The 16,228-nt window shown below is 72.7% G+C and carries 14 protein-coding genes; 7 read left to right on the top strand and 7 right to left on the bottom strand.

The features are described from left to right. Nucleotides 1-92 precede the first annotated feature (92 nt). The 3 genes from ureG (at nt 93) to ACZ5VD_RS11770 (ending at nt 3,293) form a co-directional block, all read left to right on the top strand. On the top strand, nt 93-782 hold the full coding sequence (gene ureG / locus ACZ5VD_RS11780) for an urease accessory protein UreG (protein WP_468549843.1): 690 nt from the start codon (nt 93-95) through the stop codon (nt 780-782). Continuing rightward, nucleotides 779-1,531, top strand: coding sequence for an urease accessory protein UreD (locus ACZ5VD_RS11775; RefSeq protein WP_468549842.1), 753 nt, complete (start codon nt 779-781; stop codon nt 1,529-1,531). The genes ureG and ACZ5VD_RS11775 overlap by 4 nt, the downstream gene beginning before the upstream one ends. A 166-nt stretch (nt 1,532-1,697) precedes the next feature. Further along, nucleotides 1,698-3,293, top strand: a complete 1,596-nt coding sequence (locus ACZ5VD_RS11770; protein WP_468682111.1) for an alpha/beta hydrolase — start codon at nt 1,698-1,700, stop codon at nt 3,291-3,293. Nucleotides 3,294-3,375: 82 nt separating this feature from the next. On the opposite strand, the gene ACZ5VD_RS11765 is transcribed toward ACZ5VD_RS11770, so the two are convergent. The 7 genes from ACZ5VD_RS11765 to ACZ5VD_RS11735 form a co-directional block, all read right to left on the bottom strand. Continuing rightward, entirely contained in the window at nt 3,376-4,401 is a 1,026-nt protein-coding gene (locus ACZ5VD_RS11765) for an NAD-dependent epimerase/dehydratase family protein (RefSeq protein WP_468682109.1), read from the bottom strand. Between the two features lie 95 nt (nt 4,402-4,496). Further along, nucleotides 4,497-5,237: a lysophospholipid acyltransferase family protein gene (locus ACZ5VD_RS11760; protein WP_468682107.1), complete on the bottom strand. Its 741-nt coding sequence runs from the start codon at nt 5,235-5,237 to the stop codon at nt 4,497-4,499. A 157-nt stretch (nt 5,238-5,394) separates the two neighbouring features. Further along, a complete protein-coding gene (locus tag ACZ5VD_RS11755) occupies nt 5,395-6,624 on the bottom strand; it encodes a PP2C family protein-serine/threonine phosphatase (RefSeq protein WP_468550004.1) in 1,230 nt (409 codons plus the stop codon). Between the two features lie 61 nt (nt 6,625-6,685). Further along, the gene (locus tag ACZ5VD_RS11750; protein WP_468682105.1) at nt 6,686-9,217 is read right to left on the bottom strand and encodes a SpoIIE family protein phosphatase; all 2,532 of its coding nucleotides are present in this window, start codon (nt 9,215-9,217) and stop codon (nt 6,686-6,688) included. A 172-nt stretch (nt 9,218-9,389) separates the two neighbouring features. Further along, nucleotides 9,390-10,625, bottom strand: a complete 1,236-nt coding sequence (gene rocD / locus ACZ5VD_RS11745; protein WP_468682103.1) for an ornithine--oxo-acid transaminase — start codon at nt 10,623-10,625, stop codon at nt 9,390-9,392. After that, on the bottom strand, nt 10,622-11,443 hold the full coding sequence (gene ddaH, locus ACZ5VD_RS11740; RefSeq protein WP_468549836.1) for a dimethylargininase: 822 nt from the start codon (nt 11,441-11,443) through the stop codon (nt 10,622-10,624). Before ddaH ends, rocD begins: the two co-directional genes overlap by 4 nt. Nucleotides 11,444-11,568: 125 nt before the next feature. Further along, complete coding sequence (locus tag ACZ5VD_RS11735; protein ID WP_468682101.1) at nt 11,569-12,084, bottom strand: Lrp/AsnC family transcriptional regulator; 516 nt, start codon at nt 12,082-12,084, stop codon at nt 11,569-11,571. A 99-nt stretch (nt 12,085-12,183) separates the two neighbouring features. Here ACZ5VD_RS11735 and ACZ5VD_RS11730 point away from each other — a divergent pair, with 99 nt between their 5' ends. The 4 genes from ACZ5VD_RS11730 to ACZ5VD_RS11715 are packed head-to-tail and all read left to right on the top strand — an operon-like array spanning nt 12,184 to nt 16,225. Next, nucleotides 12,184-12,933 (top strand): LytR/AlgR family response regulator transcription factor, encoded by a 750-nt coding sequence (locus ACZ5VD_RS11730; protein ID WP_468549834.1) that lies wholly within the window; start codon nt 12,184-12,186, stop codon nt 12,931-12,933. 1 nt (nt 12,934) lies between these two features. After that, nucleotides 12,935-13,294 (top strand): hypothetical protein, encoded by a 360-nt coding sequence (locus tag ACZ5VD_RS11725; protein ID WP_468549833.1) that lies wholly within the window; start codon nt 12,935-12,937, stop codon nt 13,292-13,294. Between the two features lie 7 nt (nt 13,295-13,301). Further along, nucleotides 13,302-15,014 (top strand): sodium/solute symporter, encoded by a 1,713-nt coding sequence (locus ACZ5VD_RS11720; protein ID WP_468549832.1) that lies wholly within the window; start codon nt 13,302-13,304, stop codon nt 15,012-15,014. After that, nucleotides 15,011-16,225 (top strand): sensor histidine kinase, encoded by a 1,215-nt coding sequence (locus ACZ5VD_RS11715; RefSeq protein WP_468549831.1) that lies wholly within the window; start codon nt 15,011-15,013, stop codon nt 16,223-16,225. The genes ACZ5VD_RS11720 and ACZ5VD_RS11715 overlap by 4 nt, the downstream gene beginning before the upstream one ends. Nucleotides 16,226-16,228: the final 3 nt, after the last annotated feature.

Below are 16,228 nucleotides of genomic sequence, written 5' to 3'. Positions count from 1 at the left end.
AGACCCCCGCTTCGGCCCCGAATGGGCCTTGTCCTCAAACGCCGGACAGGCTGAAGAGAGACCGGACGGGCTGAATGAAAAGGAGTCGCCCCATGCACCTCGACCACTCCCACGACGGGCCCGCCGCCGTCAGTGCCGATGCCCGGCGCCCCGACGGCTCGCGGCGTGCTCTGCGGGTCGGGCTCGGGGGGCCCGTCGGGTCCGGGAAGACGGCCACCGTGGCCGCGCTCTGCCGGGCCTTGCGTGAGGAGCTGTCCCTCGCCGTCGTCACCAACGACATCTACACGCGGGAGGACGCCGAGTTCCTGCTCCGGGAGGCCGTGCTGCCGCCCGAGCGGATCACCGCCGTGGAGACGGGGGCCTGTCCGCACACCGCGATCCGGGACGACATCTCCGCGAACCTGGAGGCGGTCGAGGACCTGGAGGACGAGGTGGGGCCGCTGGATCTCATCCTCGTGGAGTCCGGCGGCGACAACCTCACCGCCACCTTCTCCAGAGGGCTCGTCGACGCGCAGATCTTCGTGATCGACGTGGCCGGCGGGGACGACATCCCGCGCAAGGGCGGCCCCGGCGTCACCACCGCCGACCTGCTCGTCGTCAACAAGACCGACCTCGCCCCGTACGTCGGCTCCGACCTGGCGCGGATGGCGGCCGACGCCAAGGCGCAGCGGGCCGAACTGCCCGTCGTCCTCCAGTCGCTCAGGTCCGAGCCGGGTGTCCGGGACGTGGCCGAGTGGGTGCGGGCGCAGCTCGCCGCGTGGACGGCGGGACCGCGACCGTGACCGGGGTGACGGCCACCGCGCGGATCCTCGCGCGGGACGACGGCCGCGGGGGTACCTCCCTCCCCGTCCTGGAGGGCGACGGACCCCTGGCGCTGCGGCGGACGCGGGGGAGCGGCGCCGAGGCCCACGTGATGCTCGTGGGCGCGATGAGCGGACCGCTCGGCGGCGACCACTTCACGGTGGAGGCCGGGGTGGAGGCGGGGGCCCGGCTGCGCGTCGGGTCGGCCGCCGCCACCATCGCACTGCCGGGCCAGGCCAAGGGCGAGTCCCGCTACGACGTCCGGCTCACCGTCGCCGACGGCGGTGAACTGCACTGGCTGCCGGAGCAGTTGATCTCCGCGCGCGGCAGCGATCTCCAGGTCACGACCCGCGTCGACGTGGCCGCCTCGGCCCGGCTCGTCCTGCGCGAGGAGCAGGTGCTCGGGCGGGCCGGCGAGGAGCCGGGGCGGCTCGGGAGCCGGATGGTGGTCCGGGTCGCCGGGCGGACCGTGCTCGACCAGGAGCTGACCTGCGGGCCCGGAGCGCCGGGCGGCTGGGACGGGCCCGCCGTGCTCGGGGGACACCGTGCCGTCGGCCAGGTCGTCGTCGTCCGCCCGGAGTTCGCGGACCGGCCGGTTGCGGCGCGGATGCTGGGGGAGGGGGCCGCGGTCGTTCCGCTCGCGGGGCCGGCCGCGCTGGTGAGCGCGGTGGCGACGGACGCGCTGCGACTGAGGCGGGTGCTGGACGAGGCACTCGCGTCCCTCGGCTGACCGCCGAGGGCCCGCGAGGTTCCGCGAGGGCCGCCACGGGCATCCGGCGAGCGAACGCGCCGTGCCGGTTATCGGATTGGCAAAGAAGGCCGACCACCCCTGTTCTCAGGAGACTCACAGCCGGGAGGATCCCCGTATTCATCGACGACATACGGGGAGAGTCCACTTGAGGGACAAGAGAGCGACAAGGCGAGCGACCGCGTTCGGTTCCGCCGGCGTGCTCGTCACGGCGACCCTGATAGCCGGGGCCGTCACGGCCCCCACCGCCGTCGCCGACACCCGCCACGGCCAGGACCGTGAGGCCCACGGCGCCGTGATCGCCGCCGCCAAGGCGGCGAAGACCGGCATCGACTGGCAGGACTGCCCGGCCGACTGGGGCCTGGAGAAGCCGATCCAGTGCGGTTACGTCACCGTGCCGCTCGACTACGCCAAGCCGTACGGCAAGCAGATCAAGCTCGCCGTCGACCGGATCGGCAACACCGGCACCAAGAAGGAGCGCCAGGGCGCCCTCATCTACAACCCCGGCGGACCGGGCGGCTCCGGCCTGCGCTTCCCGCGCCGGGTCACCACCAAGGCGCCCGTCTGGGTCAACACGGCCAAGGCGTACGACTTCGTGGGCTTCGACCCGCGCGGTGTCGGGCACTCGGCGCCCATCTCCTGCGTCGACCCGCAGGAGTTCGTGAAGGCGCCCAAGGCGGACCCGGTACCGGGCTCCGAGGCCGACAAGCGCGCGCAGCGCAAGCTGGCCCGCGAGTACGCCGAGGGCTGCTACGAGCGCAGCGGCGCGATGCTGCCGCACATGACCACGCCGAACACCGCGCGCGACCTCGACGTCATCCGCGCCGCCCTCGGCGAGAAGAAGCTCAACTACCTCGGTGTCTCCTACGGCACCTACCTCGGCGCGGTCTACGGCACCCTGTTCCCGGGCCACGTCCGGCGCATGGTCGTCGACAGCGTCGTCAACCCCTCGCGGGAGAAGATCTGGTACGAGGCCAACCTCGACCAGGACGTCGCCTTCGAGATGCGCTGGAAGGACTGGCAGAACTGGGTCGCCGCCAACGACGCGGTCTTCCACCTCGGCGACACCCGCGCCGAAGTCCAGGCGAAGTGGCTGGAGCTGCGCGCCGCCGCCAAGAAGAAGCCCATCGGCGGGGTGGTCGGCCCGGCCGAGCTGATCGGCTTCTTCCAGGGAGCGCCGTACTACGACTCCTCGTGGATCCCCGTCGCCACCGTGTTCAGCAAGTACTTCGCGGGTGACACCCAGGCGCTCGTCGACGCGGCCGCCCCCGACCTGTCGGACACCGCGGGCAACATCGCCTCGGAGAACGGCAACGCCGTCTACACGGCCGTCGAGTGCACCGACGCCAAGTGGCCCACCAGCTGGAACAAGTGGGACCGGGACAACACGAAGCTGCACAAGAACTACCCGTTCCTGACCTGGGCCAACGCCTGGATGAACCTGCCCTGCGCGACCTGGCCGGTCAAGCAGCAGACCCCGGTGAACGTGAAGACCGGCAAGGGCCTGCCGGGCGTGCTGATCGTGCAGTCCGAGCGGGACGCCGCCACCCCGTACGGCGGCGCCGTCGAACTGCACAAGCGTTTCAAGGGCTCCCGCCTGATCACCGAGAAGAACGCCGGCTCGCACGGCGTGACCAGCCTGGTCAACCCGTGCATCAACGAGCGGGTGGACACCTACCTGCTCTCCGGCAAGCTGGACCGCGCCGACGTGACCTGCGCACCGCACGCCACGCCGATGCCGTAAGGCAGGCGTGAAGCCGTAAGACGGACATGAGGGGGGCGGCCGGAGCCACCGGCCGCCCCCCTCTCGCGTGCGTGCTTCCTTCCTATCCGTCGAGGAACGCGTCCTCCGCCGCGTAGTCGAAGAGGTCGCCGTAGGTGGCGGCCATCTTCGGATAGGCCTCCCGCCAGTCGCGCCCGGCGAGCCGGCCCTCGATCCACGCGACGGTGTCCGGCAGCGTCTCCGTGTAACGGGCCACCGGGCGGTAGCCCAAATCCCGTTCGGCCGCGGACATGTCGCACACCACCGGCGCCGGCACCGACCACGGCGTTTCCCCGACGGTGGGCGCCGGCGGCGGCCCGTCCACGAGGACACTCTCGGTCTCGACCCCCATCACGGCGTCGATCGCGCGGGCGATCTCCGTCACCGGCGGCGCGTCCGGATCCACGGCGTTGAGGACCCGGCTCCCCGGCCGTGCGGCGGCCAGCCGGACCAGCTCCGCGAGGTTGTGGACGCTCGCGGGATGGAACCGGCTCCCGCCGCCGTAGGAGAGGACGCGCCGGGCCCGGCCGTCCAGGTTGCGCTTGACGAAGTAGAGCTCGCGCGGTGTCCGGCAGTGCGGTCCGTGGATCGCCCCGGCGCGCAGCAGCGTGGCCGGAAGCCGTGAGCCCGCGGCGAGGAGTTCCCGCTCCAGTCCCGCTTTGCGGGCGCTGTACGAGCTGTCGTCGGGGCGGACGGTCCGCTGGCCCTCCGTGATCGGCACCGGGTACCGGGGGAAGCCGTCCGGCTCGTCCTGGGTGTCGAAGTTCCGGCCCTCGTCGTCCTCGTAGACCGACACACTGGAGATCACCACGGCCGAGCCCACGCGGTCGCCGAGCGCGGTCAACTGCCGTGCGTGCTCCGGCCCGTAGGCCACCATGTCGACCAGGACGTCACAGCCGTCGCCGACCGCCGCCGCCAGGGCCGCGTCGTCCTCCCGGTCCGCCCGCACCGCCCGTACGCCTTCGGGCCAGCTCCCGTCCCGGCCGCCGCCGCGTGAGAGGGCCGTCACCTCCCAGCCGTCCCGGGCCAGTGCGCCCACGGCCACCCGCCCGATCTGTCCCGTCGCCCCGACCACCACAGCACGTCTCATGCGGCGACCGTACGACCGGGCCCGCCACCGGTGCCAGATGCTCTGCCGAGAGCAGAGGCCGACCGCGGAGGGGGACAGGGGGACGTCCTCGGACGTCAGCTCAGTGGCATCCGCGGGAACCTGCGCTCCTTGGCCTTGGCCTTGGCCTTGGCCTTCGCCTCGGCCTCCTCCGCCTTGGCGACCGCCGCGTACTGGTCGACGTACTCCTGCTCGGACAGCGTCAGGATGGCGTACATGATCTCGTCGGTGATGGCGCGCAGGACGGCCTTCTCGTTCTCCATGCCGGCGTACCGGGAGAAGTCGAGGGGCTTGCCGAAGCGGATCACCACGGGGTGGATGTTCGGGACGACCTTGCCGGGCGGCTGGGCCTCGAAGGTGCCGATCATTGCGCAGGGGACGACGGGCACCTCGGCCCTGAGCGCCATCACCGCGACGCCGACCTTGCCCTTGTAGAGGCGGCCGTCGTGCGACCGGGTGCCCTCGGGGTAGATGCCGAGCAGTTCGTCCTTGCTCAGCACGCCCAGGCCCTCGCGGATCGCGGCCTGGCCCGCCTCCTTGCCGGAGCGGTCGACCGGGATCTGACCCGCGCTGCGGAAGAAGAACGCGGTCAGCCGGCCCCTGACGCCGGGCCCCGTGAAGTACTCCGCCTTCGCGAGGAAGGTGATGCGCCGCTTCAGCACCGCGGGCATCAGGAAGTGGTCTGCGAAGGAAAGATGGTTGCCCGCGATGATGGCCGCACCCGACGCCGGAACGTGCTCCAGGCCTTCTATTCGCGGGCGGAAGACCAGTCTCAACAACGGCCCCAGCAACACGTATTTGAGCAGGTAGTAGAACAAGGGGGTCGCTCCTCACTCCGGCGGTCGGCTCAACCGCCGCGTTAAAGCAGGTCAACCGGCACGTAGTGGGGCTGCCAGTGTAGGGGGCAGGGCGCGGTCGCCGGAACCGCGCCGGGCGGGCCCCGGCCCGGAGTTGGCCGATGATCGACGGCCACGGTCACAGCCGGACGACGACCAGGGCCGTGTCGTCCGTGGCGCCGCCCGGCGGCAGCAGCTCCAGCAGGACGGCGTCGGCGAGGGTCTCGGGATCCGCGGCCCGGTGGCGGCGCAGGGCGTCGGCCAGCCGGGTCAGGTTGGTGTCGATGTCCTGGCGGCGCCGTTCGACCAGGCCGTCGGTGTACAGGGCGAGCGTGGCACCGGCGGTGAAGGTGGTGCAGGCCTGGGGCCTCGGCACGGGCTCGGGGCGGGCGTCCAGCGGGGGGTCGGTGGCCCGGTCGAGGAACTCCACCCGGCCGTCGGGGTGGACCAGGACGGGCGGCGGGTGACCGGCGCTGCTGTAGGTGATCGTGTACCGGTCGAAGTCGACGAACGCGGTGACCGCGGTGGCCGATTCGGCGCCGTCGACCACATGGGCGTACCGGCCCAGGACGTCCAGTGCCTCGGCGGGCCCCTCCGCGACCCGGGAGGCGGCGCTGAGCGCGCTGCGCAGCTGACCCATGACACCGGCCGCCGCCAGTCCGTGCCCCACCACGTCGCCCACGGACACGCCGAGCCGGTGGCCGCCCACCAGGTCGACCATGTCGTACCAGTCACCGCACACGTTCAGCGCGCCGACCGCGGGCCGGTAGCGGACGGCGGCCCGGTGCCCGCCCACCTGCCGGTGGGCGGGCAGCATCGCCTCCTGGAGGGCCAGGGCCACCTCGCGCTCCCGGGCGTGCGCCTGCCGCAGCCGTTCGTTGAGCTCCTGGAGCTCGCGGGCCCGCGTGTACAGCTCGGCCTCCAGCACCCGGGCCCGGCCGGTGCCCCGGCCGCCACGGGCCCGGATCAGCTCGGTGACCTCCTCGACCCGGTGCACCAGCATCACCACCTCGCCGTCCGGGCCGAGCACCGGGGCGTTGCACGGGCTCCAGTACCGCTCCTGCCACTCACCGGGCCGCTCGGGGTCCTCGACGTCGTACCGCTGGAGCGCCATCGCGTCGCGCTCGCCGGTGGCCAGCACCCGCCGCAGCGAGGCCTCCAGGTTGCGCATGCCGGTGGCCGCGGGGTCGTTCGGGTTGTCCGGGAAGACCTCGAAGAGATGCCGCCCGACCATCTGCTCGCGCTTGCGGCCGGCCATCCGCAGGAACTCCGTGTTGACGTCCGCGTACACCAGGTCGGGCGTGAGCAGGGCCACCATTCCGGGCAGGCCCTGGAACACCGCCGCGTAGTCGATGGCCGAACCGTTCATGGCCGAGTCGTTCATGGCTCCCGCTCTCACCACCGGGATCACCCCGGTGTCCCACGTCGTGTCACACCGGAGGATCGGTGAGCGACTGCTCCGCCCAGATGACCTTTCCCTCCGGCAGGAACCGGGTGCCCCAGCGCTGGGTGAACTGGGAGACCAGCAGCAGTCCGCGCCCGCCCTCGTCCGTGGTGCGGGGATGGCGCAGGTGCGGGGCGGTGGTGCCGCCGTCGAAGACCTCGCAGATCAGCGTCCGGTCCTTGATCAGCCGGAGCCGGATCGGCCCGGTGGCGTGCCGGATGGCGTTGGTGACCAGTTCGCTGACGACGAGCTCCGTGGTGAAGGCCAGCTCGTCCAGCCCCCAGTCCGACAGCCGGCGGCAGGCCGCCTTGCGGGCGTCGGCGACGACGGAGGGGTCCGGGGGCAGTTCCCAGGACGCCACCCGGTCGGCGCCCAGCAGCCGGGTCCGGGCCATCAGCAGCGCCACGTCGTCGTGCGGACGGTCCGGCACCAGGGCCTCCACGACGGCCCGGCAGCGCTGGTCGAGCGAGGTCGCCGCCCGCTCCAGGGCCCGCCGCAGTCGCGCCCGGTCCGGGTCCGGGGCCCAGTCCTCGTCGCGGGCCAGCAGACCGTCGGTGTACAGCGCGAGCGTGCTGCCCTCCGGCAGTGTCAGCTCGATCGACTCGAACGGCCGGCCGCCGGCGCCCAGCGGCGGCCCCTGCGGCAGCTCGACGAAGGTGACGCTCCCGTCGGGCCGGACGACCGCGGGGGCGGGATGCCCGGCGGCAGCCATCAGGCACCGCCCGTCGACCGGGTCGTGGATGACGTACAGGCACCCGGACCCCACCGCCTGCGTGCTGTCGTCCCCCTCGGTGTCCGCCGGTGCCCCGCTCTCCTCCTGCGCGGTGCGCGCGACCAGGTCGTCGAGGTGGGCCAGCACCTCGTGCGGCGGCAGGTCCAGCGCCGCGAGCGTCCGTACGGCGGTCCGCAGCCGCCCCATGGTCGCGGCGGCGTCGATGCCGTGCCCGGGCACCTCGCCCACGACGAGGGCGACCCGCGCGCCGGAGAGCGGGATCAGGTCGTACCAGTCACCGCCGAGGCCGGTCAGCTCGTTGGCCGGGCGGTAGCAGGCGGCCACCTCCACCGCGTCCTGGTCGGGCAGTCGGTGCGGGAGCAGGTTGCGCTGCAGGGCCAGGGCCGCGTCCCGCTCGCGGGTGTAGCGCCGCGCGTTGTCCACGCACACCGCGGCCCGCGAGACCAGGTCCTCGGCCAGGCTGAGATCGTCGTCGTCGAACGGCTCCTGCCGCCGGTGCCGGAAGAACGTGGTCACGCCCAGCGTGACGCCCCGGGCCCGCACCGGCACCACCATCGCGCTGTGCAGTCCGAGGTCCAGGAACGTGGTCCCACGGCCGCCGGGAAGGTCGGCGTCGGGGGTTCCGGGGGTGTCGGAACCCCACTCCCGGGCGCGCGGATCGAGCCGTTCCGCACGCCAGGACCGGCCGGTGGCCAGGGCCCGGACCGGGGGCGAGTCGGGCGGGTAGGCGGCCCGGTCGCCGACGTCGACGGCCGGTGGACCGCCCTCGCCGACGCCCCCCGCCGGGGAGGTGCCACCGTGCTCGTCGCCGGCCCGGTGCGTCGAGCGTCGGCCCGCCCGTCGCAGCCGTACCGGGTCCGACCCGCGCAGGGGTCCGGGCGCCGGCTCCGCGCCCCGCAGCACCGACTCCAGCAGGTCCACGACGACCAGGTCGGCGAGCGTCGGCACGGCCACGTCGGCCAGCTCCTGTGCCGTCTGCACGATGTCCAGGCTGCGGCCGATGGACGCGCCGGCCCGGTCGAGGAGGGCCAGCCGCTGCCGGGCACGATGGTGCGCGGTGATGTCCACGACGCTGTAGTAGACGCCCATCGGGTGCCCGTGCTCGTCGTCGAGCCGGGTGAAGGACAGCACCTGCGCGGTCTCCCGGTGCGGCGAGGACTGCAGGCTGCCGAGCTGCTCGTACTCGACGACCGACTCCCCGGTCGCCAGGACGTGCCGCATGTGCGCCTCGGCGGCGTCGGCGTCCAGGCCCGGCTGGACGTCGCCCAGTCGCAGCCCCAGCCGCCGTTCGGGTGGTCCGCCGCCGAACTGTTCCAGGGCGGCGTTGGACCAGACGAACCGCAGGTCGGTGTCGACGATGGCGATGCCGATGGGGGAGCGGGAGACCATCTGCTCCAGCACGGAGCGGTTCATGTCCCAGCCGGGGGCCTCGGCCATCTCCGAGAGCAGCGCCAGCCAGCGCGAGGGCCCCCGGGTCTCCTCCGCGGCGGTGACCCGCGCCATGACCCTGACCGTCCGCCCGTCCGCGCGGCGTACCGACAGCAGGCCCGCCCAGCCGCCGTCCCGGCGCCAGCGCTCGATCAGCCGAGGTACCCGCTCGGCGTCGTCGGCGGTCACGAGATCTGCCAGGTTCCGGCCCACCGCGTCGGCGGCCGGGTACGCCAGCAGCCGCTGCGCGTCGGCACTCCAGCTCGTCACCACCCCTGCCGCGTCGAGCAGCAGGGGCGCCGCGTCCGCCACGTCGAACCGCCGGCGGGTCACCTCGTGCTCCTCAAAAGTGCTCACGGCCGACCTCTCTGTCGCTGAGAGTGGTCTACCACCTCCTGACTCAATCTTGCCCCTCAACGGCAGGACCGCACTGCGTCAGAGGGTGGAGCTGGTAGGGGCGAGGGCACCTCGCCGGTCGGGGAGGGCGTGCGGGAGGGCGGGAACCGCCCGCCCGCACCGGCCGGGAGCCTCAGCCCTGCCGGAGCACCCCCTGAAGTGCCTCCAGCGCCGAGGTGAGCTCCGCCTCCGTGATCGTCAGCGGCGGCGCCAGCCGGATCGTCGAGCCGTGGGTGTCCTTGACGAGGATGCCCACGTCCATGAGGCGCCTGCTCACCTCGCGGCCGGTGCCGATCGCGGGGTCGACGTCCACGCCCGCCCACAGGCCGCGTGAGCGGAAGCCGACGACGCCCTGGCCGACCAGCGCGGTCAGGCCGTCACGGAGCACCGTGCCCAGCTCGGTCGCCCGGCGCTGGTACTCGCCCGTCTCCAGCAGTTCGACGACCGCCGTGCCGACCGCCGCGGCGAGCGGGTTGCCGCCGAACGTCGACCCGTGTTCGCCCGGACGGAGTACACCGAGGACGTCCCGGCGGCCGACCACCGCCGACACCGGCACGATCCCGCCGCCCAGCGCCTTGCCCAGCAGGAGCAGGTCCGGGACGACCTCCTCGTGGTCCAGGGCGAGCGTGCGGCCGGTACGGCCGAGCCCCGACTGGATCTCGTCGGCGACGAAGAGGCAGCCCTCGCGGCGGGTGAGTTCGCGGACGCCGGTCAGATAGCCCTCGTCGGGGATGACGACCCCGGCCTCGCCCTGGATCGGCTCGATCAGCACCGCCGCCGTGGTCTCGTCGACCGCCGCCTCCAGCGCGGCCAGGTCGTTGTACGGCACGACCCGGAAGCCCGGGGTGAAGGGGCCGAAGCCCGCCCTCGCCGTCTCGTCCGTGGAGAACGACACGATCGTCGTCGTACGGCCGTGGAAGTTGTCGGCCGCGACCACGATCGTCGCCCGGTCGGCGGGGACGCCCTTGACCTCGTACGCCCACTTGCGGGCCACCTTGATGCCGCTCTCGACCGCCTCGGCGCCGGTGTTCATCGGCAGCACCATGTCCAGGCCCGTCAGCTCCGCGAGCCGTTCGGCGAACTCGGCGAGCCGGTCGTTGTGGAACGCGCGCGAGGTGAGCGTCAGCCGGTCCAGCTGGCGGTGGGCGGCCTCGATCAGCGCGGGGTGGCGGTGACCGAAGTTGAGGGCCGAGTAGCCGGACAGCATGTCGAGGTAGCGGCGGCCCTCGACGTCCTCCACCCAGGTGCCCTCGGCGCGGGCGACGACCACGGGCAGCGGGTGGTAGTTGTGCGCGAGGACCGGCTCCTCGGCGCTGATCAGGTCGGCGGAGGTTCGCGTACGGACAGGGATACGGCTGGGAGCTGTCATGAGCGGATCTCCTGGGTGCAGCACTTGATGCCGCCGCCGGCCTTCTGGAACTCGGAGAGGTCGACGGGGACGGGGACATAGCCGTGGTCCGTGAGCCGGGAGGCGAGCGCCTCGGCCTGCGGGGCGATGAAGACATGGCGGCCGTCGGAGACGGAGTTGAGGCCGAAGGCCATCGCGTCGTCGCGGGTGGCGAGGACCGCGTCCGGGTACAGCCGGGCCAGCACCTCGCGGGAGCCCGCGGAGAACGCCTGCGGGTAGTACACGATGTTTCCGTCGTGCCCGCCGTCCAGGACGAACAGGGCCGTGTCCAGGTGGTAGAAGTACGGGTCCACCAGCGTCAGGCTGATCACCGGGTGGCCGAAGAACTCCTGCACCTCGCGGTGCGCCTCCCGGGTGGTGCGGAACCCGGTGCCGGCCAGGACGTACCGGCCGGTCCACACGAGGTCGCCCTCGCCCTCGCAGACGGACTCGGGGCGGTGGACGTCGTAGCCCGCGGACGTGAACCAGGTGTCGTAGTGCGTGGACTCGGGGCGGCGCTCGGGGGCGTGGAAGAGGGAGCCGAAGACGCGGCCGCCGACGACGACCGCCGAGTTCGCGGCGAAGACCATGTCCGGGAGCCCGGGAATGGGTTCGAGGGCGTCGACGTCGTGGCCGTGGGTGCGGTAGGCGTCGATGAGCGACTGCCACTGCTCCTGGGCCAGGTCGACGTCGACCCTGGTGTCGGGGTGCATCCAGGGGTTGATCGCGTACTGCACGGCGAAATGTCTGGGTTCGCAGACAAGGAAGCGCCGTCGGCGCGGCACACGGGTATCGGTCACAGAGGGGTTCCTCCGCTTCCTGTGGGTGTCGACTGAGGGTTGACACCACGGTAGGAACTGACCGATACGGTGGACAAGGAACAGGAATTGCGTGTCCGCGCAGGAACACTGCGTCTTTGGCCGGGTCAGCGCACGTCTGCTGCGCGGCCGTGGTTTTTCTCCGGTGCGGGCTGGCTGGCACCGGCCTCCGGGCTTTCCGGGATGAGATGGGACAGCACCATCACACTGATCGTCTTCCGGATGAACGGCTCGATCCGGATCCGCTCCAGCACCTCCTCGAAGTGGTCGACATCCCGCGCCCGCACGTGCAGCAGCGCGTCCGCGCCGCCGGTCACCGTCATCGCCGCGGTGATCTCCGGATGGTTGCGGACGACCTCCGCGAGCCGCCGGGGCGGAGCCGCACCCTCGCAGTACACCTCGACGTACGCCTCGGTCAGCCAGCCCATGGCCGCGGGCTGGACCGTGGCCGTGAACCCGGTGATCACGCCCGTGTCCCGCATCCGGTCCACCCGGCGCTTGACCGCCGTCGACGACAGCCCCACGGCCGCCCCGATCTCGGCGAAACTGGTCCTGGCGTTCGCCATCAACGCGGTGACGATCTTCCGGTCGAGCTCGTCGAACGGCGCGGGCCTGCTGTTCATGCGGGCACTGTATCCAGCGTGCGACCGGCCAAGTACCCAGCGCCGACGTCGCCCCCGGTGCGTGTCCACCCGTACGAATTACTCCTACACTCCGGGTTCATGCTGCGTGCCCTGGCTGTCGACGACGAACGCCCCTCGCTGGAGGAACTGCTGTACCTCCTCAACGCCGACCCCCGCATCGGCAGCGCCGAGGGTGCCGGTGACGCGACCGAGGCGCTGCGCCGCATCAACCGCGCCCTGGAGTCGGGGCCCGACGGGCCGGAGGCGATCGACGTGGTCTTCCTCGACATCAACATGCCCGGCCTCGACGGACTGGACCTCGCCCGGCTCCTCACCGGGTTCGCGCAGCCGCCGCTCGTCGTGTTCGTCACCGCCCACGAGGACTTCGCCGTCCAGGCCTTCGACCTCAAGGCCGTCGACTACGTCCTCAAGCCCGTCCGCAAGGAACGCCTCGCCGAGGCCGTCCGCCGGGCCGCCGAACGCAGCGAGTTGGGCCCCCGCATCCCCGTCCACGAACCCGACCCCGACCACATACCCGTCGAACTCGGCGGCGTGACCCGCTTCGTCTCCGTCGACGACATCACGCACGTCGAGGCACAGGGCGACTACGCCCGGCTGCACACCGACAAGGGCAGCCACCTCGTACGGATCCCGCTGTCCACCCTGGAGGACCGCTGGCGGGGCCGCGGCTTCGTCCGCATCCACCGCCGCCACCTGGTCGCTCTGCGCCATGTCGGCGAACTCCGCCTCGACGCGGGCACGGTGAGCGTCGTGGTCGGCTCCGAGGAACTCCAGGTCAGCCGCCGCCACACCCGTGAGCTGCGGGACCTGCTGATGAGGAGGCCCTGACGTGCCCCAGGACCCCGCCGACCGCCGTGTCGTCGTCACCGGACCGCCCCGGCGCACCCGCCGGGCCTCCGACTACTACCGGCCCCGCACCGAGATCGACGAACAGACCACCCTCGGCCACACCTACGTCCGCTCCCTGATGCGCACCCAACTGCGGGCCGCCCTCGCCGTGTTCGCCGTCCTCGGGCTGCTCGTCGGCCCGCTGCCCCTGCTCTTCGCGGCGATGCCCGACGCCCGCCGCCTCGAATGGGCCGTCCTCGGCTTCGGCCTCTACCTCCCCCTGGTGCTGCTCGCCCGCTGGTACGTGCGGCGCGCCGAACGCAACGAACGGGACTTCGTGCGCCTCGTGGAAGACCGCTAGCCGGCCGATGGACTCGAACTACGCCGTCCCCGCGGTCGCCCTGGTCGTGGTGGCGACCGTCCTCGTCGGCGCCTTCGGCCTGCGCATATCCCGCACGACCTCGGACTTCTACGTCGCCTCCCGCACCGTCGGCCCCCGCCTCAACGCGGCCGCCATCAGCGGCGAGTACCTCTCCGCCGCCTCCTTCCTCGGCATCGCCGGCCTGGTCCTCGTCCAGGGCCCGGACATGCTCTGGTACCCGGTCGGCTACACCGCCGGCTATCTGGTCCTCCTGCTGTTCGTCGCCGCCCCGCTGCGGCGCTCCGGCGCCTACACACTCCCCGACTTCGCCGAGGCCCGGCTCGCCTCCCCGGCCGTACGGCGGCTCGCGGGCGCCTTCGTCGTGGGCGTCGGCTGGCTCTATCTGCTGCCCCAACTCCAGGGCGCCGGACTGACGTTGACCGTCCTGACCGACGCACCCGAGTGGCTCGGAGGGGTGATCGTCGCGGCCGTCGTGGTCGCCACCGTCGCCGCCGGCGGCATGCGCAGCATCACCTTCGTCCAGGCCTTCCAGTACTGGCTCAAACTCACCGCCCTGCTCGTCCCCGCCCTCTTCCTGGTCCTCGCCTGGCAGGGCGACGGAGCACCCCGGCGGGCCTTCGAGGAACCGGCCACCTTCCGCGACCAGCGGGTGGTCCGCGCCGACGCGAGCCTCGACCTCAAACTGGACGCTCCCCTGACCGTCACGGTGAGCGGCACGGTCGACGGCCGCCCGCACGACGGCCGACGGCTGCGGCTCCCCGCCGGCACCCACCGCATCGAACAGGGCACCCGCCTGACCTTCGACCAGGGCGCCACCGTGCCGGCCGCCGACCGCGGCAGCAACGGCGGCATGTCGACCTCGCTGGCCGCGAGCCGGGAGGAACGCCCGCTGTACGCCACCTACGGCCTCATCCTCGCCACCTTCCTCGGCACGATGGGCCTGCCGCACGTCGTCGTCCGCTTCTACACCAGCCCGCACGGCGTCGCCGCCCGCCGCACCACGGTGGTCGTCCTCGGCCTGATCGGCGGCTTCTACCTGCTGCCGCCCGTCTACGGCGCCCTCGGCCGGCTCTACGCCCCCGAACTCACCATCACCGGCGACGCGGACGCCGCCGTCCTGCTGCTGCCCGAGCGCGTGATCGGCGGCCTCGGCGGCGAACTGCTCGGCGCGTTGGTCGCGGGCGGCGCCTTCGCCGCGTTCCTGTCCACGGCCTCGGGCCTGACCATGGCCGTGGCGGGCGTCCTCACCCAGGACGTCCTGCCCTCGCGCGGCGTACGGCACTTCCGACTCGGCACCGCGCTCGCCATGGCCGTGCCGCTCGCGGCGAGCATGCTGGTCGGCGGACTGCCCGTCGCCGACGCCGTCGGGCTGGCCTTCGCCGTGTCCGCCTCGTCCTTCTGCCCGCTGCTCGTCCTCGGCATCTGGTGGCGCCGGCTGACCCCGCCGGGCGCCGCCGCCGGCATGCTGGTCGGCGGCGGCTCCGCGTTCCTGGCCGTGGCCGCGACCATGGCCGGCTTCCCCGGCACGGGCTCGCTGCACGCCCTGCTCGCCTGGCCCGCCCTCTGGTCGGTGCCCCTCGGCTTCCTCACGATGGTGCTGGTGTCCCTGGCGACGGCGGGACGCATCCCGGCGGGCACGGCGGCGATCCTGGCCCGCTTCCATCTGCCGGAGGAACTGCGGGCGGAGGTGAAGGCATGAGCGGCTTCCTGGCCGGACTGTGCGTGGCGATCCTGCCGCTGCTCGCCGCGGGATTCTGGCTCGGCCGGCGCACCACCCGGCCGCAGAACCTCGGCGGGCTCGGCACCCCCGTCGAACACGCCACCTTCCAGACCCTGCACACCGCCTCCCTCGCCGCGCCCCCGCTGCGGGCCGGCCTCACCGAGGAGACCGCCCGCAAGTCCGCCCGAAGACTGCGCACCCTGCTCGGCACGGACGCGCTCTGCCTCACCGACCAGGAACAGGTCCTGGTCTGGGACGGCGTCGGCGACCATCACCGCGCCGAGATCATGGAACGCCTCGCCGGGCCCCTGGAGACCGGCCGCGGCGAGGCCTTCCCCCTGAAGTGCGACACCCCCGACTGCCCGGTCCGCTGGGCCGTCGTCGCCCCCCTCACCGTCGACGACCGTGTGCACGGCGCCCTCGTGGCCTGCGCCCCCCGCGAGTCCGCGGTCCTCGTCCGCGCGGCCGGCGAGGTCGCCCGCTGGGTGTCGGTGCAGCTGGAGCTGGCCGACCTGGACCAGTCCCGCACCCGGCTCATCGAGGCCGAGATCAGGGCCCTGCGCGCCCAGATCTCCCCGCACTTCATCTTCAACTCGCTCGCGGTGATCGCCTCGTTCGTCCGCACCGACCCCGAACGCGCCCGCGAACTGCTCCTGGAGTTCGCCGACTTCACCCGCTACTCGTTCCGCAGGCACGGCGACTTCACCACGCTCGCCGACGAACTCCACGCCATCGACCACTACTTGGCGCTCGTCCGGGCCCGCTTCGGCGACCGCCTCTCCGTCACTCTGCAGATCGCCCCCGAGGTGCTGCCGGTCGCCCTGCCCTTCCTCTGCCTCCAGCCCCTCGTCGAGAACGCGGTCAAGCACGGCCTGGAGGGCAAGACGGTGTTCGCCGGGAAGAGCCACATCAGCATCACCGCGCAGGACGCCGGAGCCGAGGCCCTGGTTGTCATCGAGGACGACGGCGCGGGCATGGACCCCGTCCTGCTGCGCAGCATCCTCGCGGGCGAGATCAGCCCCTCGGGCGGCATCGGACTGTCCAACGTCGACGACCGGCTCCGTCAGGTCTACGGGGACGACTACGGCCTGGTCATCGAGACGGCCGTCGGCGCGGGCATGAAAATCACCGCCCGGCTGCCGAAATACCAGCCGGGGGTGCACTCGGCGAGCCGCCTCAGCGGCGGATAAGGG

It is taken from the genome of Streptomyces sp. NPDC032822 (assembly GCF_055578825.1).
This window is presented reverse-complemented; position numbering and strand designations above follow the sequence as displayed.